This is a genomic window from Microbacterium jejuense (assembly GCF_039544225.1).
GTDB lineage: Bacteria > Actinomycetota > Actinomycetes > Actinomycetales > Microbacteriaceae > Microbacterium > Microbacterium jejuense.
On the sequence record NZ_BAABLG010000009.1, the window covers coordinates 191821 to 218797 of the forward strand.

Here is a 26977-nt window from a genome sequence, read left to right on the forward strand (position 1 = left end):
CCCATTCGCCCGCTTCGGCGTCGACATCTTCGGCATCGCGCCGCCGTTGCGTCAGCCGGGGTCGCCCAGGGGCTGCGTCCCGGTACCGTCGGGAACCTTGTCGATGCCCACGAGTTCTTCCCGCCCACCCGGGGCTCCGGCGGCATCCAGCGCGAGCACGGGCCCGACGCCCGGCGCGTAGAACTTCAGCTCGGCGACGTCCGGTTCGAGGGCATCGGTGTCCATGGTGAGCAGCACGTCGGTGTAGTGGCCCGCCGGCGCGTCCGCCATCGCGTCGGTGGTGAGCACCTCGCCGTTGTCCTCCGCGTGGCCGGCGTAGTACTCCTGCCGATACTTCATTCCCGGCGCGGGATCGCCGGGAATGAGGATGCCGGGCGATGCTCCGTCGACGCCGGCCTCGAACGATCCCTCTCGTGAGGTGATCTCGCCGTTCTCGAACTCCGCGGTGTCTTCGCCCAGGTACCAGACGGCGCCGTCGCCGTCCTGCGCGTACCAGTCGAACGTGTCCTCGATGATCTCGTCGCCGCGGAACACGGTGTCGCGCACGACCCGAGCGGTGACCCCGTTGGCGACCTTGTGAGTCTGGGATGTCGCCACCACCGTGACGCGCAGCTCTTCGCCATCGGGGTCGACCTCCCGATACGTCCAGCGCGTGCCCGGCGTCATCGGCCAGTACGCGTTGTCGATGTCGGACGTGAAGTCCGCGGGATCCAGCGTGATGACATCATCGCCCTGCGGCATCGAGGTGGCCGTTCCCGCCGGAGACTCGGGCATCGCGCTGCACGCGGTGAACACCGCCGCGCCGCAGGCGATTGCAGCGGTCGCCAGGAACGCCCGAGACCTCGCGTCCATGCGCTGATTCTCCTCGCTCTGACGGGCGGTCGGTAGTGGCGGACCAACGTCCGCATCTTGTCGAGGATCACGCCCGGGGCCAGACTGAGAGACGCGGGATCCGGCACCAGAAGGAGTCGTCATGTTGGGCACGGGCACGATGTCAGACCCTTGGATGCTGCGGACGGCGCCCGGCACGTCGGAGTACTCCATGTACCAGGACGGCGATCAGCTCGTCTGTCAGGTCGGCAGCACCCGACTCGCGTATCAGGCTCGTGCGATCGACGATCTGCGCACCTGGCTGACCGAGCAGGGCGACTGGGTCCCGCTCGGCGCCGCGGACGAGCAGAAACCCGCGGCCGAGGGCACCGTGGAGGCGTGGGCACGTTCCGAGTCCAACCCCGTCGGCGGGTGGTACGGCACACGGAAGGGCTACCGCGGGCGCTTCGGCATGTACCTGCCCCCGCTCCTCGAAGAGCTGGGGATGGTCGAGCTCGAACACAATCCGCGCAACAACCGCGTACGCGCTCTCCCTGCCCAGTGACGTCGGAGCCGCCACGGCGTTCCGGCCTGGCACCGCTGTACCTCGCCGGCTTCACGACCGCGTTCGGCGCGCACGGCGTGGCCAGCGTGCTCGGATCTGAGTCCGAAGACATCGGGCTGTCGTTGCTCGGCCTGGGTGCCGTGCTCGCCCTCTACGTGGCCCTCGGTGCGCTCGCCGCCGGCGGGGCGGTCTGGGGTGCTGCTCGCCATGGCCGCCCTGCCGGTGGTGCCGCGGCCCCGTTACACGCGGGGTGACGGGGCCGGGCTCTCCGGTCACCCCGCGCTGGAGCTCGACGGCGTCGGCGCGGGAGCCTCCGGCGTCGGCTGCGTGAGCTCTTCGAGCGCCTTCTCGAGCGCGCTGACGGTGGCCGCGTCGACCGCACCCGTCGGCTCGACCCCGAGCTGTGTCTGGAGCTCGACCACCGCGTCCGTGAGCTCCGGCGTCCAGACGCCGTCCACCGGACCGTCCCAGAACCCGAGCAGCGCGAGGGTCTGCTGCACGGCGGCGGTGCTCGCGATCGATTCCTGCGCGGCGGCGCCGCCGAGGGCCAGCAGGTCGGCCTGCAGCGCGGTCGCCGTCGCGTCGTCGACGGTTCCCGTCACCGCCAGTCCGTGGGCGCGCTGCAGATCCTCGACCGCGGCGACGGTCTCCGGGCCGTAGATCCCGTCGACCGTGCCGGCGTAGTAGCCGGCATCGGCGAGGTTCTGCTGCAGGGCCGACGTGTACGCGCTGACGGCCTGCTGAGCCTGCAGCACCTGGTCGTCGGCGAGGCAACCCGCGTCGGCGTACAGCTGCAGCCAGGAGAACTCGAGGGCGACGACGGCGCTGTTGAACTGCTCGGATGCGTCAGCCAGCGCAGTGTCGTCGGTGATCGCCCCCTGGGCGTCCGCGAAGTCCGACTCGGCCTGTTCGACCCGCTCCACGACGGCGTCGGGAACGACATCCGCGGGTGTCGGCTGCGGCGTCGCCGCCGTCGTGGCGGACGCCGACGGGCCGGCCTTCGCCTGCTCGAGCGCCGCCTGCGCATCTGCGAGCTCCGCCTGCGCGACCGCGACCTGCTGACGGGCGTCGATCGCGGCCTGTGCCCCGTCGAAGGCGTCATCGCGAGGCGCCGCCAGGTCGGCGCCCGCCTCGCGGACGTCTCCGACCGTCGGCTGCGTCTCGTGGAGCACGTCGCCATATCGATCCAGGGCGAGGATGTAGTCCTTGCTCGCCTCGCAGAACGCGTTCGCCGTGTCGGCGGCATCCTGCTCCGCCTGCGTGAGCGCCTTCTCCTTGGCCGCGACGCGGCTCTCGGCCCGGTCGACCGCCGAGGTCTCGCTCGCGCAGCCGCCGAGGCCGATCCCCAGGATCGCGACGCCGATCACCGCGCCCGTCGTCAGAGCCCATCTCTTCGCCAGCTCGTTGCGCACCGCGTCCTCCCTCACACCGGTGGCGCACACGCTACCGGGCGGCTGCGTGGGGCGGCTCACCCGCAGCGGATGATGTGGCCGCCTTCGTCTGACGAGGCTGCGCTGCTCCCCCGCGACAGGACCGATCTCACCGTCGGCCATCGCCGCCCCGCTCATGATCGAGCGACGCGCCGGTCGATACGATCGAGGCATGCCCGGCGCCATCCACCTCCTCGCGGGCCTGAACGGTGCGGGCAAGACCACGCTGGCGAAGCAGCTCGCCGCCACGCTCCCGGCGGTCCGGTTCAGCCTTGACGAATGGATGCTGCGGCTCCACGGAATCCGCTTCGACGACGAGAAGTACCCCGGGCTGGCCGAACGCTGCCGCGGGCTGATCTGGGATACCGCCGCACAGGTCGTGGCCGCCGACGTCGATGTCGTCCTCGACGGGAACATGTGGAGCCGTGAGCGTCGTGCAGAGGCCGCGCACCGCGCGGCCGCGCTCGGCGCCACGCTCCACCTGCACCACGTCGTCGTGTCGCTCGAGGTCGCCGTGGCGCAGGCGGCCGAGCGCGACGACCCGGACTCGCATCGACTGAGCGCTGGCGGCATCGCACATCTGGCAGAGCTCTTCGAACCGCCCGGGCCGGACGAGGGCTTCGCCCTCCACGTGGTCACGCGCTCGTGACCGGCCGGCGACTGCCCCGCTAGAGTCGCGGCATGCGGATCGTGGTCTCGGGAACCCATGCGAGCGGCAAGAGCACGGTGATCTCGGACTTCGCCGTCCGTCACCCCGGCTACCTCGTGCTCTCCGACCCGTTCGATCTGCTCGACGAGGCATGGGACGCTCCGGGTGCCGGATCGTTCGCGGCCCAGCTGCGGATCGCCGCAGACCGGCTCGTCGCCGATGATCTCGGCGACGACGTGATCGCCGAACGGGGTCCTCTCGACTTCCTCGCGTACCTCCTGGCGCTCGGCGACCTGACCGGCGACTCGGTCTCGCACGAGCTGCGGGAACGCGCGATGGCGCTCACTGCGGAGGCACTGCGCACCGTGGACCTGCTCGTCGTGCTGCCGCTGGACGAACGCCATCCGCTGGTGCACGACTTCGACGAGCATGCCGAGCTGCGAGACGCGATGAACGGCGTGCTGCTCGACCTCATCGAGGACCCGGACCTCGTCGGGGAGCTGCGGGTGATCGAACTCGCGGGCGATCGCGCAGCACGGCTCGCCGTGCTCGAGTCCGTCACGGAACCGGCAGCATAGGCCCCGCATCATGGACCACGCCGATCCGGCCGGTCGTTGCGCAGTGTCGGAGGCCCCTGCGATCGTGTTCTGCGACGCAGGAGGCTGACGATGGCGATACTCGGCAACATCACGTTCTACGCGGACGACCCGCGCGCGCTGGCGCACTTCTGGTCGGCGGTCTTCGGCTATCCGGCCTCGGAATGGGAGGACCCGCTGCGCCAGGAGCTGCTGGATTCCGGCTTGACGGCGGAGGAACTCGACAAGCGCGCCCTGGCCGAGGATCCCGAGGGCCGAGGACCGCGTCTGTTCTTCCACCACGCGGTGGGTCCGAAGGCCGGGCGGAACCGCATCCATCTCGACGTCAACCTCCCCCGCGACGCCGACGACGCGCGCACGCACGATGAGCGGCTCGATGCCGAGAAGGACCGGCTCGTCGCACTGGGGGCGACCGTCGTGAGGGTCGTCGACCAGCAGTGGGGGCCGTGGGGCGAGCACTACTACCAGCTGCAGGACCCCGAGGGCAACGAGTTCTGTCTGCAGTGAGGCACCGACGCTGACGCCGCGGTGCGGCACCTGCGCCTCGGGATGAAAGGATCGAGGCATGAGCGCACGCACCCCGCAGCCCGTCGCGTACCAGCGCAATGCGCTCGCCCCGGGCGTGCTGGCGGCGATCGCACTGTTCCTCGCTCCGCTGCTGATCGGCAACGACTGGTTCCTGCTGATCCGGTTCGTGGTGGCCATCTTCGCGGTCATCGTGGGATGGTTCGCGATCCAGGCCAAGCAGTGGTGGTGGCTGCCGGTGTTCGCGGCGATCGCGGTGATCTGGAACCCGATCTATCCCTTCGAGTTCAGTGGTCCGTTCTGGGTAGCCGCGCAGCCGATCGCCGCTGTCGTGTTCCTCGTCGCGGGCGGACTGATCAAGTACCGGCCGGCCGAGGACGGCGCCAAGAAGCGCTGACACACGTCGGCACGTCGTCGGCGCTCGACCACGCCACGTCGCTCATCGACGCCGACTCGGGAACCCCCGTGTCCGCACGCCGCGCCCTAGGCTCGCGCTGTGAGCACGTTCGACGCCGACGATCTGGCGCAGCTGCGACCGCGTCTCCTCGCGTTCTGCTACCAGATGCTCGGCTCGCCGTTCGAGGCCGAGGATGCCGCGCAGGACGCACTGGAACGCGTCTGGAAGGCGCGCGCGTCGTTCGATCCCGCGAAGGCGGGCCTGGCGACGTGGGCGTTCCGCATCGCGCGGAACGTGTGCGTGGACCGGCTGCGCGAGACGCCGCGCCGCCCGCTCCCCCGTGATCTGCAGGCGCCCGGGATCGAGGTCGGGGCGCCCTTGGTCCCCGCGTCCGACGTGCCGTGGCTCATGCCGGCGCCCACCAGCTGGGTGGCGGCATCCGAGGTCGAGACGGCAGCCGAGCGACGCAGCGACGTCCGCCTCGCCGTCACCGCGATGCTGCAGTCCCTCTCGCCGCTGCAGCGGGGCGCGTACGTGCTGCGCGACCTGATCGGGCTCTCGGCCGCCGACACCGCGGCCGTGCTGGAGGTTTCGGTCGCCGCCGCGAACTCGGCACTGCAGCGTGCCCGCGCAGCGATCACGACCGGGACACAGCGCCCGCACGACCTCGCGCCCGCGGCCGTCGAGGGTTACGCGCGCGCGATCGAGCGGGCCGATGTCGAGGCGCTGGCCGCACTCGTGTCGGACGACCTCGTGTTCGAGATGCCGCCCGTCCCCGCGTGGTCGACGGGCCGGTCGACGTACCGCGCGTTCATGGCGGACTTCTTCGAGCGCCGCGGAACCGCGTGGCGGACGGCCCCGATCTCGGCGAACGGGCAGCGCGGGATCCTGCTCTCGCGCGTGACGCCGGACGGCGACGAACCGCACACCGTCCAGCTGTTCGACGGCGACGCAGCGGGCGCGATCCGGCACGTGCTCGTCTACCAGGATCCGCGCCTGTTCGCGCTGCTCGCGAACGGATCCGCCGCGCAGCGATGAGTTCGCGGCATCCCGTCCGTATATACGTGTGAACCCGCCGGAGCGGGCGAACAAGGAGGACGACATGGGACGACTGATCGTCGTGCAGTACATCACGCTCGACGGCGTGGTCGAGGACCCCGACGGCCGCGGCGGCACGCCGTTCGGCGGATGGGCGATGGCCTACGGGCCGGAGGGCGTGGCGGGTGACAAGTTCCGGCTCGGGAGCATCTTCGACACCGGCGTGCTGCTGTTCGGCCGGCGGACGTGGGACCACTTCTCGACGCTGTGGCCGGCGCGCGACAACCCGTTCGCACAGCTGATGAACCGCGCCGAGAAGGCGGTCGTGACCAGCCGTCCGCTTCCGGACGAGGTCTGGGCGAACTCGCATGCCGTGCCGGGCGACGTGGTCGACTGGGTGACCGCGACCACCGCGGACCGCGACGTCGTCGTGATCGGCAGCCACACCGTGGTGGACGCGCTGCGCGCCGCCGGCCTCGTCGACGAGTACCGGCTCATCACCTTCCCCACCGCCGTCGGCGACGGACGCCGGCTGTTCGGGGATGCGGTGCAGCTCGATCTCGTCTCGTCGGAGCTCGTCGGCCCCGCGAGCCTCACCGTGCACCGCTCGCGCCGGGCCGCTTGACGCGGTCGCATCGGCGCCTGAGACGGCGCGTCCGTCTCAGGCGCCGATCCCCCGGCTGAGCGCCGCGAGCCCGTAGTCGAACGCCGCATCCACGTCCCCGCCGAGGCGGAACGAGCCGGCCAGCTCCATGTGGACGAACCCCGTGGCCCACGCGGTGACCAGGCGCGCAGCATCCAGTGCGTGCGCCTCCCCCGCGAGCTCGCCCGCGCTGCGCACGATCAGGAGCCCGGCTCGATCGAGCGAGTCCTGCGGCGCCGTCCCGCCGAACATCAGCCGGAACCCCTCCGGCCGGTCGTGCGCGAACGCCCGGTAGGCGCGCGCCAGGCTGTCCAGAGAGTGATCGGATGCCGCCAGCCGCGCGGTCAGGTCGGCCACCGTCGCCTCGGCCACCGCCGCGATGAGCGCGTCGCGGTCGCGCACCCGCTTGTACAGCGACGGCGCCCGCACGCCGACGCGCTGCGCGACGCTCTGCATCGTGAGTCCGGGAAGCCCCGCCTCTTCGAGCAGGTCGCGCCCGGCGGCGATGATGTCGGCGGTCGTCGTGCGCTCGGGGGTCGGCATGAGGATTCCTCTCGATGGCTATTGACAATAGCCATGATAGCTACGTACCGTAGCTATGCCAACCCCCACGGACCGCTCGAGAAGGACCCGCCATGAAGCTCGCACCGCACCTGCACCGCATCGGCAACGACATCGTCGCCGCCTACCTGATCGTCACGGACGAGGGGGTCACCGTGGTCGACGCCGGCCTCCCCGGCCACTACGCCGACCTCGTGCGCGAGCTGAAGACGCTCGGCCTCACCCCCGCCGACGTCAAGGGCGTCGTGCTGACCCACGGCGACAGCGACCACATCGGGTTCGCCGAACGCCTGCGCCGCGACCACGGCGTTCCCGTGTACGTGCACGAGGCCGACGCCGAGCGCGCCCGCACCGGCCAGAAGGGCAAGGTCGAGATGCCGCCCATGAAGCTCGGGCCGACGACCGGGTTCTTCGCCTACGCGCTGCGCAAGCGCGCCATGCCGACGAAGTACGTGACCGAAGTCGTCGAGGTGCACGACGGCGATGTGCTCGACCTGCCGGGCACCCCCGTGATCGTCGGGATGCCGGGCCACTCCGAGGGCAGCATCGCGGTGCACTCCGCCCTGGCCGACGCGGTGTTCGTCGGCGACGCGCTCACCACCCGCCATGTCCTGACCGGGCGCACCGGCCTGCAGCCCGCCCCGTTCACCGACGACCCCGCGCTCGCGTCGGCGTCGCTCGACCGGCTCGCCGGCCTGCAGGCGTCGTGGGTGCTCCCCGGCCACGGCACCCCGTGGCACGGCTCGCCCGCCGACGTGCCGGCCGCGGTGCGCAAGGGCGCCGCCTGACCCGCGCCCTTGCGCACCGCGCCGCGAACCCCGGTCAGACCGGGCGTGCGGCGGCGAACAGGTTCGCCGGGTCGTAGTCGAGCTTCAGCTGGCGCAGTCGCGCCCGCGCCTCGCCGAACGCGAGCGAGCGATCGGCGCCGGGCGCATCGATGAACGTCAGCGCGAGCGCGCCGATGTGCCACGGTGCGAGGGCCGCGACGCCGGCGCGGACGGCCGCGGTCGCAGCGGGCGCCGCCTCGGGCACCGGCACCATCGCCACCGAGTGCAGCGCGTACTGACCCGCAAGCGACGCGATCGCGCCGCCGCCCTCGGGCCGACGGTTCAGCGCACCGCCCAGGTGGCGCAGCTCCTGGACGAACAGCCCGGGCTCGTCGGCCGCGGCGACGAACGCGTCGACGGCGGCGGCGGGCAGCTCGCCCAGCATCGCGTGCCAGGTCGCGGACGGCGACGGCTCGGGCGGGTCCATGTGCACCTGCACCAGCGCGGGCGCGGGGATGCGGGCGAACGTGTCCATCTCGGGCTGCAGCGCGCGCAGCGGTGCGAGCAGAGCGGATGCCGCGGCATCCGTCTCTTCGATGGCGCCGTCGATCACCACGAGCGATCGTCCCGACAGGAACGGCGGCAGCTCGGGCAGCGGCGGAAGATGCAGGATGCGCAGCGCGGTCGTCGCGGACTCCGGCGCGGTCGCGGTCCACCGCGCCCACGCGTGGGCGACCTCGCTCGCGTGCGAGGCATCCCACAGCAGCATGCCGGCGAAGATGTCGGCGATGGGCAGCAGGTCGATCTCGATCGCCACGACGACGCCGAACGCGCCGGAGCCGCCGCGCAGCGCCCAGAACAGGTCCGCGTGCTCATCTGCGGTCGCCCGGACGATCACGCCATCGGCGGTGACGACCTCGACGGCGCGGACGGTGTTGACGGCCAGGCCGTGCGCCCGCCCGTAGAACGACAGGCCGCCGTTGAGCAGGTATCCCACGACCGACACATCACCGGCGCTGCCGTGCGGTGCGGTCAGGCCGTGCGGTGCGGCGGCGTCGAGCACGTCGTTCCACAGCGAACCGCCGTGCACGCGCGCCGTGCGGGCTGCGGCGTCGACCTCGACGCCGCGCAGACCGCGCAGCGACACGATCACGGTGTGGGTCAGGTCGGTCTCGCTGAGCGCGCCGGCGCCGTGACCGGTGGACTGCGGTGCGACACGCAGTCCCGACAGCGCCGCGGCGCGGACGACTGCGACGACGTCATCGGCAGACTCCGGGACGGCGACAGCGAAGGGATGCTGCGCGACGGCCAGATTCCAGGGCGTCCGGGCGGCGTCGAACCCGGCGTCGCCGGGCAGGAGCACCTTGTCGCCGAGGGCTGCGCGCAGGTCTGCGGCGGCAGCGCCGGCGGCGGCGAGCGGGACGTCGATGGCGAGGTCGTTCAAGGACATGGGAAGCCTTTCGGTCAGTGGTCCGCGCCCCCTGCGCAGCACACACCCCGTGAAGGAGCGGCCTTGCGTCCCCCTGATACGTCAGCCGTCGAAGTCCTCGGGCTCGACATCGTCGAGGAACTTCTTGAACTCGTCGAGCCGCTCCGCCGCGTCCGTGTCGGTGAGGACGTCGGGCACCCCGGCCTCGGCCATGACCTCGTCCGCCACCCACATGGCGGCGCCCACCCGGGAGGCCAGGGCGATCGCGTCGGACGGACGCGCGTCGACCACGCGATCGCCGAGCGCCGTCGACAGCGTCACCTCTGCGTAGAACGTGCCGTCCTCGACGCGGGTGACCTCGACCCGCGTCGCGACAGCGTCCAGGGCGACGAGCATGGCCCGCATCAGGTCGTGCGCGAGCGGACGCGGCACGTCGGCGTTCTCGACGGCGACGAGGATCGACGTGGCCTCGAGCTGACCGATCCAGATCGGCAGCACGAATCCGTCCCCCGGCATCTGGTCGACGGGCTTGAGCAGCAGCACGTGCTGCCCCGAGGCGTCGAGGGCGACGCCGGCCACACGAACCTGGACCATGTGCGTCTCCTTTCGAGGGGCCGGCATCCTCCACCGCCATCGTAGGCACGGCGCGCGCACCCGGGACAGGGGTGCGCGCGCCGTGTCGGACCTGCCGATCAGACGACGCGGACCGGCACCGTGCTGGTGGTGGCGGGGGTGCTGCGACGAGGAGCCGCCACGACGGGGCGGGCACGACGGGCCGCCACCGCGGCGACGACCATCACCACGAACCCCGCTGCCGAGATCGCCGCGCCGATCCACACCGGCGCCGTGTAGCCGAGGCCCGCGCTGATGCCGACGCCGCCCGCCCAGGCGCCGAGCGCGTTGCCGACGTTGAACGCACCGATGTTGGCGCCCGAGGCGAGCGTGGGCGCACCGCCCGCGTAGTCCACGATCCGGCTCTGCAGCCCGGGAACGGTGCCGAAGCCGAAGGCGCCCATGAGCACCAGCGCGACGACGGTCGCGAGCTGCGAGCCCGCGAACAGGGCGAACGCCACCAGCGCGACCACGAGCGCGCCGATGAACACCACGAGCGTCGCGTCGAGCCGCCGGTCGGCCAGGCGGCCGCCGAGCCAGTTGCCCGCCACGAGACCCGCTCCGAAGAGCACGAGCAGCCACGGCACGGCCCCGGCGGCGAACCCACTCACCTCCGTGAGCGTGTACGCGATGTAGGTGAACGCGCCGAACATGCCGCCGAAGGCCAGCACCGTCACGACGAGCGAGAGCCACACCTGGGTCGAGCGGAAGGCCCGCAGCTCGGTGCGCAGGCTGATGCCCTCCTGCTCGCCCTTGCTCGCCGGAACGAGCGCGGCGATTCCGGCGAGCGCCAGCACCCCGATGCCCGAGATCACCCAGAACGTGGCGCGCCAGCCGAACTGCTGACCGATGAAGGTGCCGAAAGGCACGCCGAGCACGTTCGCCGCGGTGAGACCGGTGAACATGATCGCGATCGCGCGGGCGCGCTTCTCGGGCGCCACGAGACTCGCGGCGACGACCGAGCCGATGCCGAAGAACGCACCGTGCGAGAGGGCGGCGAGGATGCGGCCGGTCATGGCGAGCGTGTAGTCCGCAGCGACGGCGGTCAGCAGGTTGCCCGCGATGAACATCACGATGAGGCCCACGAGCACCGGCTTGCGCGGCAGTCGGGTGGTGGCCGCGGTGAGTCCCAGCGCGCCCACCACGACCCCCAGCGCGTATCCCGAGATGAGCCAGCCGGCGGCCGCCTCGCTCACCGCGAAGTCGCGTGCGACCTCGGGCAAGAGGCCCATGATGACGAACTCGGTGAGTCCGATGCCGAATGCGCCCACGGCGAGCGCGATGAGTCCGAGTGGCACGGGGGTTCTCCTGTTACACTGACGATTAGTTGCACACGCGGGATATTGCGTGAGCGAGATATATAGTTGCACACGCCTGGTATTGGCGCAAGCAACTATCTCTTCGCATCGATCCAGGAGGACTTCATGGGCATCGCCGACGACGCCGTCGAAGTGCGCGCGCAGGGCTGGCGCACCCTCGCCGCGCTCCACGGACTCATCGAGGCAGAGCTCGAACGCGCCCTGGCGGCATCCGTCGATCTGTCGGTCGTGGAGTACACGGTGCTCGACGCGCTCAGCCGGCAGGACGGCTGGCACATGCGCATGCAGCAGCTCGCCCGGGCGACCGCGCTCAGCCCGAGCGCGACCACGCGCCTGGTGAACCGCCTCGAGGACCGCGAGCTCATCACGCGCATCCTGTGCGCGGACGACCGCCGCGGCATCTACACCGAGCTCACTCCGGCCGGCCGCGAGCTGTACGAGAGCGCGCACCCGATCCACGACGAGACCCTCGCCCGCGTGCTGGCCGAGGCAGCCGAGCAGCCGGAGCTCGCCCCCGTGGTCGAGGTGCTGCAGGCGGGCGTCGTCCAGCCCGCCTGACATCGGCCGCCCGTCATTCATTCACCGGAATGGATGCCGCGAGCGTACGGTTGCAGACGACATGGAACGATTCGGAACCCTCTCGTTCGGCCACTACGGCCCGCTGGGCGGCGGACGCCAGCTGACCGCCGGCGACTCGCTGCGGCAGGCCATCGATCTCGCGCAGGGCATGGACGAGCTCGGCGTCAACGGCGCGTACTTCCGCGTGCACCACTTCGCGCGGCAGCAGGCGTCGCCGATGCCGCTGCTCGCCGCGATCGCGGCGCGCACTCAGCGCATCGAGGTCGGCACGGGCGTCATCGACATGCGCTACGAGAACCCGCTGTACCTCGCCGAGGAGGCGGCGGCCGTCGACCTGCTCTCGGACGGCAGGCTCGCCCTCGGCGTGAGCCGCGGTTCACCCGAGTCCGTCGTGCGCGGCTACGAGGCGTTCGGCTACACCGGCTCGGAGGACCCGCGCGGCGCCGACATCGCCCGCGAGCACTTCGACCTGTTCCTGCGGGCGATCGACGGCGAGGGCCTGGCCGAACGCGACGCCGACTCGCCGTTCGGCGGCGGCTCCGGGCTGCAGCGGATCGAGCCGCACTCCCCCGGTCTGCGCTCGCGCGTGTGGTGGGGCGCCGGCAACCGCGACAGCGCCGAGTGGGCCGGCCGCACCGGGGTGAACCTCATGTCGTCGACGCTGCTCACCTCCGCCGACGGCCGCCCGTTCGACATCCTGCAGGGCGAGCAGATCGACGCCTTCCGCGCCGCGTGGCGCGAGGCCGGGCACGCCGGCACGCCCCGCGTGTCGGTGAGCCGCTCGATCTTCCCGATCACGACCGCCGAAGAGGAGATGTACTTCGGCGGCCGGCAGGACGGCGACCAGATCGGCATCATCGACGGCATCCGCTCGACCTTCGGCAAGACCTACGCCGCGGCGCCCGATGTGCTCGTCGAGCAGCTCAAGGACGACGCCGCGATCGCCGCGGCCGACACCCTGATGCTCACGATCCCGAGCCAGCTCGGGGTCGAGTTCAACCTGCGCGTCGTCGAGTCGTTCGCGAAGTACGTCGCCCCCGAACTCGGCTGGAAGTCCACGCTCGGCTGAGTCGGGCCTCCGGCCCGATGCACGGAGTCGGCGGCGCATGCCGACACTCTTGACCGGGTGGTCAGTCAGGTCTACCGTGGAGTCGACCCCCGACCGGGAGCCGTCACTTCTCGCAAGGAGGAGATTCGAATGAAGAAGTGGATGCGTTGGGAGGACTGGGTCGCCGTCGGCGTCGGCCTCGTCGCCGCGATCTGCGCATTCGTCATGCCGCAGATGGGTGCGTCGATGCCCTGGATGCTGATCGTCGGCGTCCTGCTGATCGCCGCGGGCATCGCGAACCTCGCGATGCCGGGCATGGTGGCGATGGAGTACGTGCAACTCGCGCTCGGCGCGGTGCTGTTCGTCGCTCCGTGGCTCGGCGGCTATGCCGACATGCAGTCCGGCGTCGCCTGGGTCAGCTGGATCGGTGGGGCGGTCGCTGTGATCGTCGCGGCCCTCGCCGTCAGACCGGCCATGCACATGCACGATCGCACTCTCCCGCACTGATTCACGAACGCAGACGAGGGCGCCGGTCCCCATCGACGCCCTCGTCTTCGTTCCCGGAGGACCCTCATGACCCGCGACCGTGAGAGCCGCACACGGATCCTCGACGCCGCCGAGCGGCTGTTCGCCGAGCGCGGCTTCGATGCGACGCCGACGGCGGCGATCGCCGAACTCGCCGGCGTGCCCAAGGGGCTGCTCTTCTACTACTTCCCGACCAAGACCGATCTGCTGCGCGCGCTCGTCGGCGAACGCCTCGACCTCGCCGCCGTCGACACGTCCGCCCTCGTCGCGAGCGGCGACCCGGCGCAGGCGCTTCTGAACGTGACCCGCCGGCTGCACGAACTGCAGGAGGAATCGGAGGTGCGCCGCGTCATCGTGTGGCGCGAGCACCGCACGCATCCCGAGGTGCGCGCGAAGCTGCGCGACTACCGCCGGCAGCTGCAGTCGGTCGTCGAGCGCGTGCTGGGAGCCAGCATCCTGCACCCCATCGCCGCACGCCGGGTGCGCGTCGCGGCCGCCGCATGGGTGGCGATCATCACGACGCCGCCGCTGGCAGACGATGCGGCGGACGATGCTGCAGGTGACGCGGGCGAGGATGCCGCGGAGGTCGCCGATCCGGCCGCGATCGCAGATCTGCCCGCGCTGGCAGACCTCATCTCGGCGGGACTGCGGGCGGCGCCGGCGGCCTGATGATCACCGGGTTCAGTCGAGGATCTCGACGCCCGTGATCCGCAGCTCCTCCACGTCGAGCCGGGTCTGGATCTGCGTGACGACCGCGTCGTCCACCGCTCCCTCCCGCCGCAGGCGGTAGAGCACCTCGCGCTTGCGGTCGAGCACCGCGATCCGCAGCTTCGAGTACTCCTCGTCGCGCTCACGCGGCGAGGGCAGCGGGTCGGGCGCGGCCACCATCACCGCGGTGGCGTCGAGGGATGCCTCGGCGGCGGCATCCGGTTCTCCGATGCGGCGGTCCAGATCTGCGATCTGTCGGTCGACCTCGGCCTGCTGCCGGGCCTGCACGCGCTCGTTGTTGCGCTCGAGGAACTCGTAGTAGTCGCGCGTGAGGCGGTCGCGCGTCTCTTCGCTGATGCCGTGGTCGTGGGCGAGCTCCTTCACGGCGGTGAGCGCGGCACCGGTGATCGCCCGCTCAGCGAGCTCGAGCTCCTGCTGCATGGCGAGGTCCTCGGGGAACCGCGCCCATCGCACCACCGACGGCAGCAGCGGCCCCTGCACGAGCAGCGTCAGCACGATGACGCCCGCCGTGACGAACACGATCTCGTCGCGTCCGGGCAGGGCGTCCCCCGCCGTCGTGGTCAGCGGCACCGACAGGGCGATCGCGAGCGACACGGCGCCGCGGAACCCGGCCACGGCGCTCACCATGCGCGAGCGCCATGTGGTGCGCCTGAGGCGCTGCGACGGTCTGCGATCCAGCATCCGGATCACCATCACCGACGTCGTCTGCACGACGAAGCGGGTCACCAGCAGCCCCAGCCACACCGCGACGGTGACGAGCACCAGCCAGCCGATCTCGCGGCCCGGGATCTCGTGGGCCACCGCCTGCACCTCGAACCCGATGATGACGAACAGCGACCCGTTCAGCAGGAACGAGCCGAGCGGCCACGTCCACTGCGCCTGCCGACGGGACGATGCCGTGCTGATGCGCGGCATGATGTACGCGACGATGAGCCCCGCCACGACGACGGCCAGCACGCCCGAGGCGTGGATGAGCTCGGCCAGCAGGAACGCCGTGAACGGCACCAGCAGCAGCGCGATGTTGAGGTTGAGGGTGTTGCGCACGCGTCGCATGACGAGATACGCCGCCCCGGCCACCACGAGCCCGGCTGCCGCGCCGCCGATGTACGACACGAGCACGAGCCACGTGATGTCGAGGGGGGTGTACTGGCCGCCCACCGCGACCCCCACGGCGACCGCGTACAGCACGAGCGCCGTGCCGTCGTTCGTGAGGCTCTCGGCCTTCAGGTTCATGAAGTTGCGGCGCGGCAGCATGCGGCCGAGGGCGGCGACGGCGGTGGCATCGGTCGGGGCGACGGCGGCGCCCAGGATCAGCGCCGCGTTCCACGGCAGTCCGAGCGCCCACGCGACGCCCGCGACGGCGAACGCGGTGGCCACCACGAGCACCGTGCTCGACAGCACGATGCCGCGGAAGTCCCGCCGGATCGACCGCAGCGACGTCGTCAGGCTCTCCCAGAACAGCAGCACCGGGAGGAACAGCAGCAGCACAGTCTCGGGCGGCAGCACGATCTCGCGCACCTCGGGGATGAAGCCGAGCGCGAGCCCGGCGACCAGGAGCAGGAGCGGCACGGCCACGCGCAGCTTGGGCGCGAGGATGGCGCCGGTGAGCACGGTGATCCCGACCAGGACGGTGACCTCGAGTCCGTTCATATGGCGGCTCCCTTCGGTGCAATGATCCTCGCAACCGTGAGGAACGCGCGAGGATTCCCTGATGCCGGTTCCGGTCTGTCTTCGGGGCGGCCCGCGCCGGTAGACTCCGGGCCATCCGACGACGAAGGCGATGCCGATGGACAGCACGGATCTGGCCGACCTGATCGACGAGCTCACCGCGACGGCGAGGGATGCCTCCAGCGGCCGCGCCGCGCGCACCATCCGCGGCGGTCATGAGCACGCGCTGCGCGAGACCGTCATCGCGCTGCGCGCCGGCCATGAGCTGGCGGAGCACGAGAGCCCCCACGAGGCGACACTGCAGGTGCTGCGCGGACGTGTCCGGCTCGTCGCGGGCGACGAGTCGTGGGACGGGGTGTCGGGCGACCACCTCACGGTGCCGCCGAGCCGGCACAGCCTCGAGGCGCTCGATGACTCCGTGGTGCTGCTGACGGTGTCGAACCGGATGCCCTGACCGGTCTCAGGCGAGCGCGGCGGCGAGCGCCTCCAGCGCATCGCCGGTGAGGCGCTGCGTGGTCCACTCCCCCATCGGCACGGCGCCGATCGAACGGTAGAAGCCGATCGCGGGCTCGTTCCAGTCCAGCACCGTCCACTCGAAGCGCGAATACCCGCGTTCGACGCAGACGGCGGCGAGCGACGCGATCAGCGCCTTTCCGTAGCCCGCGGCGCGGTGCTCGGGCAGCACGATGAGGTCTTCGAGCCAGATCCCGTGGCGACCCGTCCAGGTCGAGTAGGTGACGAACCAGAGCGCGATGCCGGCGACGGCACCGTCGTGCTCGACCACATGGGCGAAGGCCTGCGGCGTCTCGCCGAAGAGCGTCGTGTGGAGCGCCTCGACAGTGTTCTCGACCGCGTCCGGCTCGCGCTCGTAGTCGGCGAGCGCCTGGATGCAGGCGAGGATGCCGGGCTCATCACCCGGTCGGGCTTCACGGAGGACGGCGTCGTGGGCGAGGAGGCGAGATAGCACCCGTCGAGCGTACGTCGTGATCCGCCGCGGCCCCGCCGTCACTGCAGTCCCGACACCCCGACACCGAGCCATTCGGCGAGGTCGGCGATCTCGGCGCGCACCATCTCCATCTCTTCGGGCTCGAACGGCAGGAACTCGTGGATCGCGTTGACCCGCAGCACCTCCTGCGCGCGGTCGAGCTCGGCGTCCAGCATCCCGACGAAGCGGTCGCCCAGCAGGATCGGATGCGCGAAGTAGCCGTACACGCGCTGGGCCTTGGGCTTGAACTGCTCGAGCACGTAGGTGAACTCGAACACCTCCTCCAGCCGCCGGCGGTCGAACAACAGGCTGTCGTAGGGGTTGAGGAACGCGACCCGGCCCCCGGTGTTGTCGTCCAGCGCCGCGAGAGCCTCGGGGTCGACGCGGTACTTCGCGCCGTCGACGAGCGCGGGCTCGCCGGCGTCCTTCGCGACGCCCGACCACCACCAGTGCGCGCGGGCGACGCCGCCGGCCTGCAGCCGCCGCGTGGACAGCAGGCGTGCCGCCTCCTCGTCGTCGTATTCGGGCAGGTCCTTCGGGTAGACGCGTTCGGCGAGATCCCAGCGCCGGTGCCGCCCTTCGCGGCCGACGACGGCGACCTCGCCCTGCCGCAGCAGGAAGTCGAGCATGTGGGGCACCTGGTTGGCGCCGTACCAGCCGTCTGGCGCCCGGCTCACCTGTGCGGTGTCGGGGATGTCGCTCGTGAGCAGCGGGCCTTCACCGCGCAGTCGCGCCAGCACCTCGCCGCGGAACCCCTCGTTCGCTTCGATCCATCGCCGGCTGCTCTCGCGCTGCGGCCACTTCCGCATGCCGGGGAGCATGAGCGGCAGCAGGCTGATCGGGCGGAAGGCACCGTCGAACTCGAACAGCAGCCGGTCCTGCTCGGCGGCCTTGCGCAGCTGCCCGGGCTCGTACGACCAGCCGATGCGCGACCACGGCACGGTCTGCTCGCACGGCGCGATCGTCGCCGTGGGGTCGATCTTGATGTACGTCAGCTGCTCGGCGACCTCAACGACGTCTCCTGGCCGGTCGGCGTCGAGCAGCTGGGCGCGCACGATGAGGCGGCGCGCCTGGTCGCGCGTGAGCTCGTGAGGCGTCACTGCGCCGGCGCCGCGGCGGCGTCCGCAGGCAGCACGCGATACCGCACGTGCGTGACGAGGGATGCCGAACGCCCGGCGATCTGCTCCAGCCGGAGCGGCCCGACCCCGTCGAACAGGCGAAGACCGTCGCCCAGGACGCCGGGCGAGATCTGCAGCGCGAGCTCGTCGACCAGCCCTGCGGCGAGGTAGGCGTTGGTCGTCGACGGCCCGCCCGCGATGTGGACCGGCAGGTCGCCCGCGGCATCCTTCGCGCGCTCGAGCGCGGCATGGATGCCGTCGGTGACGAAGTGGAACGTCGTGCCGCCCTCCATCTCCAGCGGTTCGCGCGCGAAGTGCGTGAGCACGAACACCGGCCGGTGGTACGGCGGGTTCGACCCCCACCAGCCCCGCCAGTCGCGGTCCCACTCGCCGCGCACCGGGCCGAACATGTTGCGCCCCATGATGAAGGCCCCGGCCGCGACGATCGCGTCGATCTCGGCCTGGTTCTCATCGGGCGTCTCGAACATCCAGCGATGCAGCACCCCTTCGGGCACATCGCCGAACGGCCGCTCCTCGGTCTGGTTGTGGCCGGAGCCGATCCCGTCGAGCGAGATCGACATCGTGGCGACGACGGATGACATGCGCACCTCCGTGGGGCTGGGAGCGGGTTGGGCCCCACGCTATCCCCGTGGCCCGACAGCGCGACAGCCCCGGGACGCGCCGGCCGCGTCAGCTCCGACGGAGCACGAGGGCCGCCGGCATCCTGCGCACGACGAACCGGAAGAACGGCCTGGCAAGCGGAGCGGCCTCGTCGCATTCGACGATGCGGGCGTCGGTCGTCGTCACGTCACGGCCACGCCAGGTCAGCACCGCACCGCCCGCGGCGACGACGTTGCGAGCCCAGTTCGTGTGCGCGCCCCACGGCAGCCCGATCAGGACCGTCGCCGGATCCGTCGTCGGCACGATCGCGATCGGCGTCTCGAACGCGGTGCCGCTCTTGCGTCCGCGATGGTGCACGACGGCCCACAGCGGGAACCACCGGCGCCCGGCCAGGGCCTTCGCGACCGGCTCGAACGCGCGCTGGGCCGCTCGCGGCGGTCCGGGAGTGCGATCGGCGGAAGACATCTCAGCGATCCACGATGTCACGCGCGTGGGCGCCGATCCAGGCCATCAGCGGCATCATCCGCTCCATCAGCTCGTCGCCGAGCGGTGTGAGGGAGTACTCGACGCGCGGAGGCACCTCGGGGTACGAGGTCCGCGCGACGAAGCCGTCCTTCTCCAGGGCGCGCAGCGTCGAGGCGAGCATCTTCTCGCTGATGCCGTCGACGCGGCGTCGCAGCTCGCCCCAGCGGGTCGTCCCCTCGGTGAGCGCCATCAGGACGAGCACGCCCCACTTGCTCATGACGTGGTCGAGGACGACGCGTGTCGGACACGCCTCGTCGAAGGCTCCCGGGACTTCTGCCCGGATTTCCGCAAAACTCACCACCACGTGGGTACCTTACCTCAAAGTGGGTACCTGCGGTTCGGAATGTTCGTGTCCGAGGGCGGCGTTGGCCTCGGTGAGCGCGCGACGCGTAGCTCCCCACCGAAAGGACCCCCATGACCATCCTCGTCACCGCGGCCGGCGGACAGCTCGGCCACCTCGTCATCGACGCACTCATCGACCGCGGCGTCGCGCCGGCCGAGATCGTCGCCGGCGCCCGCACCGTCGCGAAGGCCGTCGACCTCGCGGAGCGCGGCGTACGCGTCGTGCCGCTGGATTACACCGCGCCGGAGTCCGTCGCCGCCGCTCTCGAGGGCGTCGACGCCGTGCTGCTGGTCTCGGGCTCCGAGCCCGGCACGCGCTACGAGGGCCACAAGAACGTGATCGACGCGGCCTCTGCCGCGGGCATCTCGAAGCTCGTCTACACGAGCCTGTCGCACGCGGACGCCGTCGACTTCGTGCTCGCCCCCGAGCACAAGGCGACCGAGGAGTACCTCGCCGCGAGCGGCGTACCCGCCGTCGTGCTGCGCAACAACTGGTACACCGAGAACTACACGCCCGACGCGCTGCGCGCCGCCGAGACCGGCGTGATCGCCGCATCGGTCGGCGACGCCGTCGTCGCCGCCGCCAGCCGCGCCGACTACGCCGAGGCCGCTGCCGTCGTGCTCCTCGAGGACGGCCACGTCGGCAGCACCTACGAACTGTCGGGCGACACGGCGGTGTCGTACGCCGACCTCGCCGCAGCAGCCGCCGAGGCGCTCGGCCGCGATGTCGCCTATGTGCCGGTGTCGCGCGAGCAGCTCGAGGCCGCACTCGCCGAGGCGGGCCTCGACGCGGGCACCGTCGGCTTCGTCGCCGAGATGGAGGCCGGCATCGCCCGCGGCGTGCTGGCCGACGCCGACCCCGCTCTCGCCCGTCTGCTCGGTCGCCCCACGACCCCGGTCGCCGAGGGACTGCGCACCGCCGTCCAGGCGGCACGCGTCGACGCCTGACGCACCCGACCGCCCACGACAGAGGGAGGGATGCCGCGGGCCGCGGCATCCCTCCTTCTGTCGTTCGTGCGGGGCCGACTACTGCGCGGTCGCGCGCTCCACCGACATCACGAGGATCACGCGGTCGGCCTTGTCGCGCGGCGGCGTCGTGCTGGGGTTGCCGTAGCGGTTCTGCAGGCGCACGTAGAAGTCGCCCTCGGGGTCGGGGATGACCTCGACCAGTCGGCCCGCCACCTCCAGGTAGTGGAAGGGCTGCTCGGGGTCGATGATCGACAGCGCCATCGACGGGTTGTGCTGCAGGTTGCGGTACTTCTGGCGGTAGTTGGTGTGCGTGAAGCGCACCTGGTCGCCGTCGACCTCGAACCACATCGGGTTCACCTGCGCGGTGTCGTTGGGCCGGATCGTGCCGAGGTGCCCGTACACGGGCAGGTCGAGCAGATGGCGGCGGTCGGCGGGGACGAGTTCGTCGATCGAAGGCATGGCCCCAGTCTGCCGTGGCCGTGAGGAGCGGGGGCCGATCCCGGCGGATCCACCCGCCCGGCACCGCCACGAACTACCCTCGGAGCATGGCGACGCAGCCCGCACCTGGGTGGTACGACGACGGCTCCGGCAAGCAGCGCTGGTGGGACGGCGCGCACTGGACCGATCAGTTCATCGATCTGCGCGAGGCCGACGTCGAACTGCGCACCGACGCCGGCCTCCTGGGCACCGGTCCGGCACAGCCCGGCTGGTACGACGACCAGCGCGGCCGCACCCGCTGGTGGGACGGCCGGCGGTGGACCCGCGACGTGCGCTACAGCGGTCAGGAGCAGGACTTCGCCGGCGTCGTCGTCGACGGACGCTGGATCCACTTCGGCGATCTCAGCCAGCCGGTGAGCGAGGTCACGGCGAGCGTCGCGACCGGCGACGCGCTGCTGCGCGACCAGGCGTTCACCCGCGCGGCCGTCGAACGGCGCATGTACGGCCCGGCCGGCCCGATCACGCCGCGCACCCTCAACCGCGCAGTGGACAGGTCACTGCCGCACCTCGTGATCGGCAGCACCGCACAGGTGTGGGTCTCCCGCTTCGCACCCGGGCAGGAGACGGCGGCCGAGCGCTTCGCGACGTGGGTGCGCTCCAGCGCCGATCACTACCGCTACCGCTGAGCGCTCAGTCCCGGTAGCGCGGGTCGAGCGGCAGCTCGCGCCGGTCGTCCCACGGCTCGGTCCAGCCGAGGCGGTCGAACAGCCCGTCGAGCAGCATCGCCGTGAATCCCCACACTAGGTGCTCGCCGGACGTATGCCGCACGAGGAATCCGGGGCCGCGCCACTCCTGCCCGTCGCGCCGGATGACGGTGGCGCCGCGGTTCGCGGGGTCGAGCAGGTCGGCGACGGGGGCGCGGAACACGTCGGCCGACTCAGCCTCGTCGACGACGCGGACGGGAGAGGGATGCCGCCACCACCCCAGCACGGGCGTCACGAGGTGCCGCGAATACACGAGCGGGATCGGTGCGAGCGCGCCCAGCACGTCGACGCCGGAGGTGTCGAGCCCGGTCTCTTCCCGCGCCTCGCGCAACGCGGCGGCCACGGGACCGTCATCGCCCGGGTCGAGCCGGCCGCCGGGGAACGCCACCTCGCCCGCATGCGCCCGGAGCGTCGGCGCACGCGACAGCAGCAGCACGTCGAGATCGCGCGACACGGCGTGCGCCTGGGCGTCGTGATCGCTCGGCAGCCCGTCGAGCACGCCGAAGAGCATGAGGACTGCCGCCGGCCGGGAGTCCTCGGGCGCGGGGAGGCTGACGAGGGGCCCCGCCGACGTCTCGGCGAACGTCGCGAGCTGGGCCCGCGCGCCGAGCGCCGTTCCTGGAGTCGTCTGCGGCACGTGTTCAGGCTACGCCCGCCCGCCGACACCGGCGCCTCGGGCGTGCACAGCGCAAGAGGTGTTCGCGACACCCCGGTGGGCGGCATCCATTCTCCGGCGCGTCGGCCGGCACCTCCTGCGCGGTGGCGGGGCTCAGCCGCGGAAGTACGTCTCGGCGACCCGGGCGAGGTCCCACAGGTCGCTCACGCCGGCGAGCTCGCGGGCGGAGTGCATCGACAGGATCGGGATGCCGACGTCCACGGTGCGGATGCCCAGTCGCGTGGCGGTGATCGGGCCGATGGTCGAGCCGCAGGGCACGGAGTTGTTCGACACGAACTCCTGGCTCGTGACGCCCGCGGCCTCGCACCAGCCGTTCCACGCCGCAGCGCCGGGCGCGTCCGTCGCGTACCGCTGGTTCGCATTGATCTTGAGGATCGGGCCCGACCCGAGCACGGGCTGCACGACCGGGTCGTGCTTCTCGGCGTAGTTGGGGTGCACCGAGTGGCCGACGTCGCTCGACACGCACCACGACGCGGCCAGCGCGCGCAGCTGCTGCTCGCGGTCGGCGCCGAGGGCGATCCACAGCCGCTCCAGCACGTCCGCGAGGAACGGCCCGGCCGCGCCCGAGCGCGTGCCCGAGCCGACCTCCTCATGGTCGAACACCGCGAGCATCGCGATGTGGTCTGCGTTGTGTCCGTCGGCGACGCGCTCGAGGGCCACCACGCCGGCGTGCACCGAGGCCAGGTCGTCGAGGCGGCCCGACGCGAAGAACACGTCGTCGCGCCCGAACGTCGCGCCCCGCGCCGAGTCGGCCGTCACGATGTCGTAGCCGCGGATGCGCGCCGCGTCGACGCCCGCCTCGCGCGCGAGCTCGCCGAGGACGTCGGCCGAGTCCGCCTCGCCGAGCCCCCACACCGGCTGCGTCTGCGACTGCTTGTCGAGCGCGAGATGGTCGTTGGCCTCACGGTCGAGGTGGATCGCGAGCTGCGGCAGTCGCAGCAGCGGCCCGGTCGCCGCGAGCACGCTCGACCCGTCATCGAGGACGAGACGCCCGGCCAGTCGCAGCTCACGATCGAGCCACGAATTCAGCAGCGGTCCGCCGTACACCTCGACGCCGGCCTGCAGCCAGCCCAGCCGGCCCGTGGTGGGCTTCGGCTTCAGCTTGAAGCCGGGAGAGTCGCTGTGCGCACCGAAGATCCGCACCGGCGTCGACGCCGTCGCCCCGGCCGGGACCACCCATGCGATCGCCGCGCCGTCGCGCACGACCACGAACCTCCCGCCCGCGGGAGCCGGCCACCCCTCGCTCTCGTCGAGGCGCGTGAAGCCGTCGTCCTCCAGGCGGCGGGCGACTTCGGCCGCCGCGTGGAAGCTCGACGGGGATGCCGCAACGAACGCCGCGAGATCCTCGGCGTGCGCGCCGGCGGCAGGGGCGATGGCAGGGGTGGATGAGGGCACGGATGAGCCTCCTCGATCGGGTGCGGACGGTGCTTCGATCGTAGTTCGGAGGGGGTTCCCAGGCGTCGCGCACAACCCGATCCGACCTCGTGATCTGGCCTTTTCGAGAGAACCACTCACATGTAACGTTCAGGTAACGCACCGGAACCGTCCAGAAAGCCTCGGAAGACTCTGGGACTTGTGCCCGCCCGAACGGGTGCGAAGCGCCTCCCGATGGCGCACTTCGCTGATACGGAACTCGGTCTTTCATGCGCTCCCATACGACTTTCCTGCCCGCCCGCCGCACGCTCCGCCGTGCCGAACGCCGCCTTCGCCGCCGCCCCGTGCTGATCGTCGCGACCCTCGCACTGGGTCTCGTCGCCACCGCCGGATTCACCACGGCGGCCCCTGCTTCGCAGGCCGAGGCATCCGGCTCCACGCCGGACTTCGCGCTCGCCTCGTACTCGACGCCGATCGTCGCGCAGATCTCGGGCACGGACGCCCAGAGCGAGGCCGACGACGCCGTCACCGCCGCGAACGCCGCCATGACCGCGGCATCGACGGTCGCCTCCGACATCACCGCGTCCGGACTGGACGTCGGCACCCCCGACACCACTGTCGACACGACCGAGCTGTCGACGGCCGTCGAGCAGCTGCAGCGCGCACAGGCGCTCCCGGCGATGTACTCCGCCGACTTCGAAGACACCGTGACGACGCTCACCGCCTCCGTGAGCGAGCAGGCCGCGGGGCTGCGTGGCAAGCTCGACGCCGCCGTCGCCCTCAAGGCGCAGCAGGAGGCCGAGGAGAAGGCCCGCCAGGAGGCGGAGGCCGCAGCCGCCGCCCAGGCCGCCGCGGACGCGGCCGCCGCCAAGAAGAAGTCCAGCAGCACGTCGAAGTCGTCATCGTCGTCGTCGTCCGCCCCGAGCCCCTCGTACGCGTCCAGCGGCACGAGCGCCGGCGAGGCGCAGGCGACCGCGCGCTCGATGATCGCCGGCTACGGCTGGGGCGACGACCAGTTCGCGTGCCTCGTGTCGCTGTGGAACCGGGAGTCGGGCTGGCGCTACAACGCCGGGAACGCGAGCGGCGCGTACGGCATCCCCCAGGCGCTCCCCGGCAGCAAGATGTCATCGGCCGGTGCCGACTGGGCCACCAACCCCGCGACGCAGATCGCGTGGGGCCTCGGCTACATCTCGGGCCGCTACGGCAGCCCGTGCGGCGCGTGGGGTCACTCGCAGTCGACCGGCTGGTACTGACACAGAAGTCTCATAGGCGCTCCATAGGAGCGACCCGCTTCGTTCGGAGGGGGCACGTCCACACTGAGGACGTGCCCCCTCCGTCGTCCTCCCCCGTCGCCCCACGGCTGCTGTACGTGGAGGACGAGACCGAGATCGCCGCGATCGTCGTGGAGATGCTCGGCGACGAGTACCGCGTCGACCACGCCGCGACCGGCGAGGAAGGACTGCGGCTGGCGCTCGGCCGCCGCTACGACGTCATGGTGGTGGACCGCCGCCTGCCGGGGCTGTCGGGGGTCGAGCTGGTCGACGCCGTCCGCACGGCCCGCATCGCGACGCCCGCCCTCATGCTCACGGCCCTCGGCTCGGTCGCCGACCGCGTGGCCGGCCTCGACGCCGGCGCGGACGACTATCTCGTCAAGCCGTTCGACGTCGACGAGCTGCGCGCGCGCCTGCGCGCCCTGCGGCGCGGACGCGGCGCGGGCGATCGCCGCGAGCTCGGCGACTGGGTGTTCACGCCCGCCTCGCAGGCGCTGTACTCCCCCGCCGACGGCCGCATCCCGCTGACGCCCGCCGAGACCGAACTGCTGGAGCTGCTCACCTCCAGCCCCGAGCACGTGTTCACGCGCGATGAGATCCTCGAGAGCGTCTTCCCCGGCGGATCGGCGACCACCGTCGACACCTATGTGCACTACATCCGCCGCAAGTCGACGCCCGAGATCATCGAGACCGTGCGCGCCCGCGGCTATCGCAGCGGGGAACCGCGATGAGAAGAGTGGATGCCGCCACCGCCGCCGACCGTCGGCGCGTGCAGCACGCGGCAGTGCGGGCGGGGCTGTGGGTGGGCGCCGCCTCTGCGGCAGTCGTCGCCGTCGTCACGATCGTGATCGTTTCGGTGATGTTCGCGACGGCCCGCCCGGAGCATCGGCCGCCGCACGGATACGACGGCGGCGACGGCGGAGGCGGACCGGGGCCGCAGGTGGTCGACATCGACGATGTCGTGCCGGTGGCCATCGTGGTCGGGCTCATCGGGGTCGTGGCACTGGGGTTCATCGCCTGGTACGCATCGCGCCGCGCCGCGCAGCCGCTGGCGGACGCGCTCGAGGTGCAGCGCACGTTCGTCGCCGACGCGAGCCACGAGCTGCGCACGCCGCTGACGACCCTGACCAGCCGCATCCAGCTCGCGCAGCATCGCGCCGAGCGCGGCGGCGACGTGGACGAGGTGCTCGCGCGGCTGCGCCACGATGCGGCAGTGATGGATGCCGTCCTCACCGACCTGCTCGTGAGCGCCGAGTCGGCGGGCACCCGCACCGGCGACGCGACGGCGAGCGCGCTGGTCGCCCAGGCGGCGCACGACGCCATCGCCGTCATCGAGCCGCGCGCCACCGAGCGCGGCGTCGGCCTGGTGGCCGAGGCATCCCCCGCTCTCGACGCGGCCGCCGACGGGACCTCGCTCACGCGCGCGCTCATCGCGCTGCTCGACAATGCGGTGCGGTACTCGCCCGCCGGGTCGACGATCGCGGTGCGTGCGCACGCCGTGGGGCGCCGCGTCGAGATCCGCGTGACCGACCAGGGCTCGGGCATCGCCGGGATCGACCCCGAGCGGCTGTTCGAGCGCTTCGCCCGGTCGGCCGAGGTCAGCGGCACGGACGGACGCCGCGGATTCGGACTGGGGCTGGCCCTGGTGAGCGATATCGCGACGCGCTTCGGCGGATCGGTGAGGGTCGAGAGCACGTCTTCTCAGGGCACCACGTTCCTGCTCGAGCTGCCGGCCGCCGCCGCGCGCCGCGCCTGACGTCGCTCGACTGGGCGTTCGCCGGGCGAACCTATGAGAACGCCCAGATCGCCGGACTCTTTGAACAGTCTTGGAACCGCCGCGGGAGGGTGTGGGCATGTCCGACAGCACCCCTGACAACATCCCCGCCGCGGGCGAGCCGGCTGCACCCGCGGCATCGCCTGCCGCGGCCACGACGCCGCTGCCGCCGCAGCCGCCCGTGCCCGCCCCCGCCGCGCCTGCGGCGAACGACGCGGCCCCGGCCGCCG

General features: G+C 71.8%; 34 protein-coding genes. 19 read left to right on the forward strand and 15 right to left on the reverse strand.

Features of this window, described 5'->3' with window-relative positions:
- Nucleotides 1-51: 51 nt before the first annotated feature.
- Nucleotides 52-852 carry a hypothetical protein gene (locus tag ABEA46_RS16765; RefSeq protein ID WP_345546056.1) on the reverse strand — a complete coding sequence of 267 codons (801 nt, stop codon included), beginning with the start codon at nucleotides 850-852 and terminating at the stop codon, nucleotides 52-54.
- Nucleotides 853-991: 139 nt separating this feature from the next.
- Between ABEA46_RS16765 and ABEA46_RS16770 the strand changes: the two genes are divergently transcribed.
- Together ABEA46_RS16770 and ABEA46_RS16775 are read left to right on the forward strand one after the other, a co-directional pair.
- Nucleotides 992-1375, forward strand: a complete 384-nt coding sequence (locus ABEA46_RS16770) for a DUF6855 family protein (protein ID WP_345546058.1) — start codon at nucleotides 992-994, stop codon at nucleotides 1373-1375.
- Nucleotides 1372-1629: a hypothetical protein gene (locus ABEA46_RS16775; protein WP_345546060.1), complete on the forward strand. Its 258-nt coding sequence runs from the start codon at nucleotides 1372-1374 to the stop codon at nucleotides 1627-1629. The genes ABEA46_RS16770 and ABEA46_RS16775 overlap by 4 nt, the downstream gene beginning before the upstream one ends.
- 18 nt (nucleotides 1630-1647) lie before the next feature.
- Here ABEA46_RS16775 and ABEA46_RS16780 read toward each other — a convergent pair whose 3' ends face one another.
- Nucleotides 1648-2787, reverse strand: coding sequence for a peptidoglycan-binding protein (locus ABEA46_RS16780; RefSeq protein ID WP_345546062.1), 1140 nt, complete (start codon nucleotides 2785-2787; stop codon nucleotides 1648-1650).
- Between the two features lie 190 nt (nucleotides 2788-2977).
- Between ABEA46_RS16780 and ABEA46_RS16785 the strand changes: the two genes are divergently transcribed.
- From ABEA46_RS16785 to ABEA46_RS16810, 6 genes are all read left to right on the forward strand, one after another.
- Nucleotides 2978-3454: a P-loop nucleotide/nucleoside kinase family protein gene (locus ABEA46_RS16785; RefSeq protein WP_345546063.1), complete on the forward strand. Its 477-nt coding sequence runs from the start codon at nucleotides 2978-2980 to the stop codon at nucleotides 3452-3454.
- A 32-nt stretch (nucleotides 3455-3486) separates the two neighbouring features.
- A complete protein-coding gene (locus ABEA46_RS16790; RefSeq protein ID WP_345546064.1) occupies nucleotides 3487-4032 on the forward strand; it encodes a DEAD/DEAH box helicase family protein in 546 nt (181 codons plus the stop codon).
- A 90-nt stretch (nucleotides 4033-4122) separates the two neighbouring features.
- The gene (locus tag ABEA46_RS16795) at nucleotides 4123-4557 is read left to right on the forward strand and encodes a VOC family protein (RefSeq protein ID WP_345546066.1); all 435 of its coding nucleotides are present in this window, start codon (nucleotides 4123-4125) and stop codon (nucleotides 4555-4557) included.
- Between the two features lie 58 nt (nucleotides 4558-4615).
- On the forward strand, nucleotides 4616-4972 hold the full coding sequence (locus ABEA46_RS16800) for a DUF6804 family protein (RefSeq protein ID WP_345546068.1): 357 nt from the start codon (nucleotides 4616-4618) through the stop codon (nucleotides 4970-4972).
- Nucleotides 4973-5071: 99 nt separating this feature from the next.
- Nucleotides 5072-6010 carry an RNA polymerase subunit sigma-70 gene (locus ABEA46_RS16805; RefSeq protein ID WP_345546070.1) on the forward strand — a complete coding sequence of 313 codons (939 nt, stop codon included), beginning with the start codon at nucleotides 5072-5074 and terminating at the stop codon, nucleotides 6008-6010.
- A 64-nt stretch (nucleotides 6011-6074) separates the two neighbouring features.
- Complete coding sequence (locus ABEA46_RS16810; RefSeq protein ID WP_345546071.1) at nucleotides 6075-6635, forward strand: dihydrofolate reductase family protein; 561 nt, start codon at nucleotides 6075-6077, stop codon at nucleotides 6633-6635.
- Between the two features lie 36 nt (nucleotides 6636-6671).
- Here the strand turns inward: ABEA46_RS16810 and ABEA46_RS16815 are convergent, their stop codons facing one another.
- On the reverse strand, nucleotides 6672-7196 hold the full coding sequence (locus ABEA46_RS16815; RefSeq protein WP_345546073.1) for a TetR/AcrR family transcriptional regulator: 525 nt from the start codon (nucleotides 7194-7196) through the stop codon (nucleotides 6672-6674).
- 92 nt (nucleotides 7197-7288) lie between these two features.
- On the opposite strand from ABEA46_RS16815, the gene ABEA46_RS16820 reads away from it, so the two are divergent.
- Nucleotides 7289-8002 (forward strand): MBL fold metallo-hydrolase, encoded by a 714-nt coding sequence (locus tag ABEA46_RS16820; protein ID WP_345546076.1) that lies wholly within the window; start codon nucleotides 7289-7291, stop codon nucleotides 8000-8002.
- Nucleotides 8003-8036: 34 nt separating this feature from the next.
- Here ABEA46_RS16820 and ABEA46_RS16825 read toward each other — a convergent pair whose 3' ends face one another.
- The 3 genes from ABEA46_RS16825 to ABEA46_RS16835 all read right to left on the reverse strand — a co-directional run bounded on the left by ABEA46_RS16825 (nucleotide 8037) and on the right by ABEA46_RS16835 (nucleotide 11320).
- Nucleotides 8037-9431: an FAD-binding oxidoreductase gene (locus ABEA46_RS16825; protein ID WP_345546078.1), complete on the reverse strand. Its 1395-nt coding sequence runs from the start codon at nucleotides 9429-9431 to the stop codon at nucleotides 8037-8039.
- An 81-nt stretch (nucleotides 9432-9512) separates the two neighbouring features.
- Nucleotides 9513-10004, reverse strand: a complete 492-nt coding sequence (locus ABEA46_RS16830) for a bifunctional nuclease family protein (RefSeq protein ID WP_345546079.1) — start codon at nucleotides 10002-10004, stop codon at nucleotides 9513-9515.
- Nucleotides 10005-10102: 98 nt separating this feature from the next.
- Nucleotides 10103-11320 carry an MFS transporter gene (locus ABEA46_RS16835; RefSeq protein WP_345546080.1) on the reverse strand — a complete coding sequence of 406 codons (1218 nt, stop codon included), beginning with the start codon at nucleotides 11318-11320 and terminating at the stop codon, nucleotides 10103-10105.
- Nucleotides 11321-11446: 126 nt separating this feature from the next.
- Here ABEA46_RS16835 and ABEA46_RS16840 point away from each other — a divergent pair, with 126 nt between their 5' ends.
- From ABEA46_RS16840 to ABEA46_RS16855, 4 genes are all read left to right on the forward strand, one after another.
- Nucleotides 11447-11899, forward strand: coding sequence for a MarR family winged helix-turn-helix transcriptional regulator (locus ABEA46_RS16840; protein ID WP_345546082.1), 453 nt, complete (start codon nucleotides 11447-11449; stop codon nucleotides 11897-11899).
- A gap of 61 nt (nucleotides 11900-11960) precedes the next feature.
- Complete coding sequence (locus tag ABEA46_RS16845; RefSeq protein ID WP_345546083.1) at nucleotides 11961-12989, forward strand: LLM class flavin-dependent oxidoreductase; 1029 nt, start codon at nucleotides 11961-11963, stop codon at nucleotides 12987-12989.
- Nucleotides 12990-13118: 129 nt separating this feature from the next.
- A complete protein-coding gene (locus tag ABEA46_RS16850) occupies nucleotides 13119-13475 on the forward strand; it encodes an SPW repeat domain-containing protein (RefSeq protein WP_345546084.1) in 357 nt (118 codons plus the stop codon).
- A gap of 66 nt (nucleotides 13476-13541) precedes the next feature.
- Nucleotides 13542-14162 carry a TetR/AcrR family transcriptional regulator gene (locus ABEA46_RS16855; RefSeq protein WP_345546086.1) on the forward strand — a complete coding sequence of 207 codons (621 nt, stop codon included), beginning with the start codon at nucleotides 13542-13544 and terminating at the stop codon, nucleotides 14160-14162.
- 12 nt (nucleotides 14163-14174) lie between these two features.
- Here the strand turns inward: ABEA46_RS16855 and ABEA46_RS16860 are convergent, their stop codons facing one another.
- The gene (locus tag ABEA46_RS16860; RefSeq protein WP_345546087.1) at nucleotides 14175-15872 is read right to left on the reverse strand and encodes a Na+/H+ antiporter; all 1698 of its coding nucleotides are present in this window, start codon (nucleotides 15870-15872) and stop codon (nucleotides 14175-14177) included.
- 136 nt (nucleotides 15873-16008) lie between these two features.
- Here ABEA46_RS16860 and ABEA46_RS16865 point away from each other — a divergent pair, with 136 nt between their 5' ends.
- The gene (locus ABEA46_RS16865; RefSeq protein WP_345546089.1) at nucleotides 16009-16344 is read left to right on the forward strand and encodes a cupin domain-containing protein; all 336 of its coding nucleotides are present in this window, start codon (nucleotides 16009-16011) and stop codon (nucleotides 16342-16344) included.
- A 6-nt stretch (nucleotides 16345-16350) separates the two neighbouring features.
- Here ABEA46_RS16865 and ABEA46_RS16870 read toward each other — a convergent pair whose 3' ends face one another.
- The 5 genes from ABEA46_RS16870 to ABEA46_RS16890 all read right to left on the reverse strand — a co-directional run bounded on the left by ABEA46_RS16870 (nucleotide 16351) and on the right by ABEA46_RS16890 (nucleotide 19443).
- Nucleotides 16351-16857, reverse strand: a complete 507-nt coding sequence (locus ABEA46_RS16870; RefSeq protein ID WP_345546091.1) for a GNAT family N-acetyltransferase — start codon at nucleotides 16855-16857, stop codon at nucleotides 16351-16353.
- A 38-nt stretch (nucleotides 16858-16895) separates the two neighbouring features.
- Complete coding sequence (locus ABEA46_RS16875; protein ID WP_345546093.1) at nucleotides 16896-17975, reverse strand: DNA glycosylase AlkZ-like family protein; 1080 nt, start codon at nucleotides 17973-17975, stop codon at nucleotides 16896-16898.
- Nucleotides 17972-18595 (reverse strand): dihydrofolate reductase family protein, encoded by a 624-nt coding sequence (locus tag ABEA46_RS16880; protein ID WP_345546095.1) that lies wholly within the window; start codon nucleotides 18593-18595, stop codon nucleotides 17972-17974. Before ABEA46_RS16880 ends, ABEA46_RS16875 begins: the two co-directional genes overlap by 4 nt.
- A gap of 88 nt (nucleotides 18596-18683) precedes the next feature.
- Nucleotides 18684-19079, reverse strand: coding sequence for a nitroreductase family deazaflavin-dependent oxidoreductase (locus tag ABEA46_RS16885; RefSeq protein WP_345546096.1), 396 nt, complete (start codon nucleotides 19077-19079; stop codon nucleotides 18684-18686).
- Between the two features lies 1 nt (nucleotide 19080).
- Nucleotides 19081-19443, reverse strand: a complete 363-nt coding sequence (locus ABEA46_RS16890) for a winged helix-turn-helix transcriptional regulator (protein ID WP_345546098.1) — start codon at nucleotides 19441-19443, stop codon at nucleotides 19081-19083.
- A 110-nt stretch (nucleotides 19444-19553) separates the two neighbouring features.
- Here ABEA46_RS16890 and ABEA46_RS16895 point away from each other — a divergent pair, with 110 nt between their 5' ends.
- Nucleotides 19554-20429, forward strand: a complete 876-nt coding sequence (locus tag ABEA46_RS16895) for an SDR family oxidoreductase (RefSeq protein WP_345546099.1) — start codon at nucleotides 19554-19556, stop codon at nucleotides 20427-20429.
- Nucleotides 20430-20507: 78 nt separating this feature from the next.
- Here ABEA46_RS16895 and ABEA46_RS16900 read toward each other — a convergent pair whose 3' ends face one another.
- The gene (locus ABEA46_RS16900) at nucleotides 20508-20909 is read right to left on the reverse strand and encodes a PPOX class F420-dependent oxidoreductase (protein WP_345546100.1); all 402 of its coding nucleotides are present in this window, start codon (nucleotides 20907-20909) and stop codon (nucleotides 20508-20510) included.
- 86 nt (nucleotides 20910-20995) lie between these two features.
- On the opposite strand from ABEA46_RS16900, the gene ABEA46_RS16905 reads away from it, so the two are divergent.
- Nucleotides 20996-21574: a DUF2510 domain-containing protein gene (locus ABEA46_RS16905; protein ID WP_345546101.1), complete on the forward strand. Its 579-nt coding sequence runs from the start codon at nucleotides 20996-20998 to the stop codon at nucleotides 21572-21574.
- Nucleotides 21575-21578: 4 nt separating this feature from the next.
- Here the strand turns inward: ABEA46_RS16905 and ABEA46_RS16910 are convergent, their stop codons facing one another.
- Nucleotides 21579-22289 (reverse strand): NUDIX hydrolase, encoded by a 711-nt coding sequence (locus ABEA46_RS16910; protein ID WP_345546103.1) that lies wholly within the window; start codon nucleotides 22287-22289, stop codon nucleotides 21579-21581.
- Nucleotides 22290-22421: 132 nt separating this feature from the next.
- Nucleotides 22422-23723 carry a M18 family aminopeptidase gene (locus ABEA46_RS16915; RefSeq protein ID WP_345546105.1) on the reverse strand — a complete coding sequence of 434 codons (1302 nt, stop codon included), beginning with the start codon at nucleotides 23721-23723 and terminating at the stop codon, nucleotides 22422-22424.
- A gap of 248 nt (nucleotides 23724-23971) precedes the next feature.
- Between ABEA46_RS16915 and ABEA46_RS16920 the strand changes: the two genes are divergently transcribed.
- The 3 genes from ABEA46_RS16920 to ABEA46_RS16930 all read left to right on the forward strand — a co-directional run bounded on the left by ABEA46_RS16920 (nucleotide 23972) and on the right by ABEA46_RS16930 (nucleotide 26729).
- Nucleotides 23972-24955, forward strand: coding sequence for an aggregation-promoting factor C-terminal-like domain-containing protein (locus tag ABEA46_RS16920; RefSeq protein ID WP_425563209.1), 984 nt, complete (start codon nucleotides 23972-23974; stop codon nucleotides 24953-24955).
- A gap of 71 nt (nucleotides 24956-25026) precedes the next feature.
- Nucleotides 25027-25704 (forward strand): response regulator transcription factor, encoded by a 678-nt coding sequence (locus ABEA46_RS16925; RefSeq protein ID WP_345546109.1) that lies wholly within the window; start codon nucleotides 25027-25029, stop codon nucleotides 25702-25704.
- 5 nt (nucleotides 25705-25709) lie between these two features.
- Complete coding sequence (locus ABEA46_RS16930) at nucleotides 25710-26729, forward strand: sensor histidine kinase (protein ID WP_345546111.1); 1020 nt, start codon at nucleotides 25710-25712, stop codon at nucleotides 26727-26729.
- The last annotated feature ends 248 nt before the right edge of the window (nucleotides 26730-26977 follow it).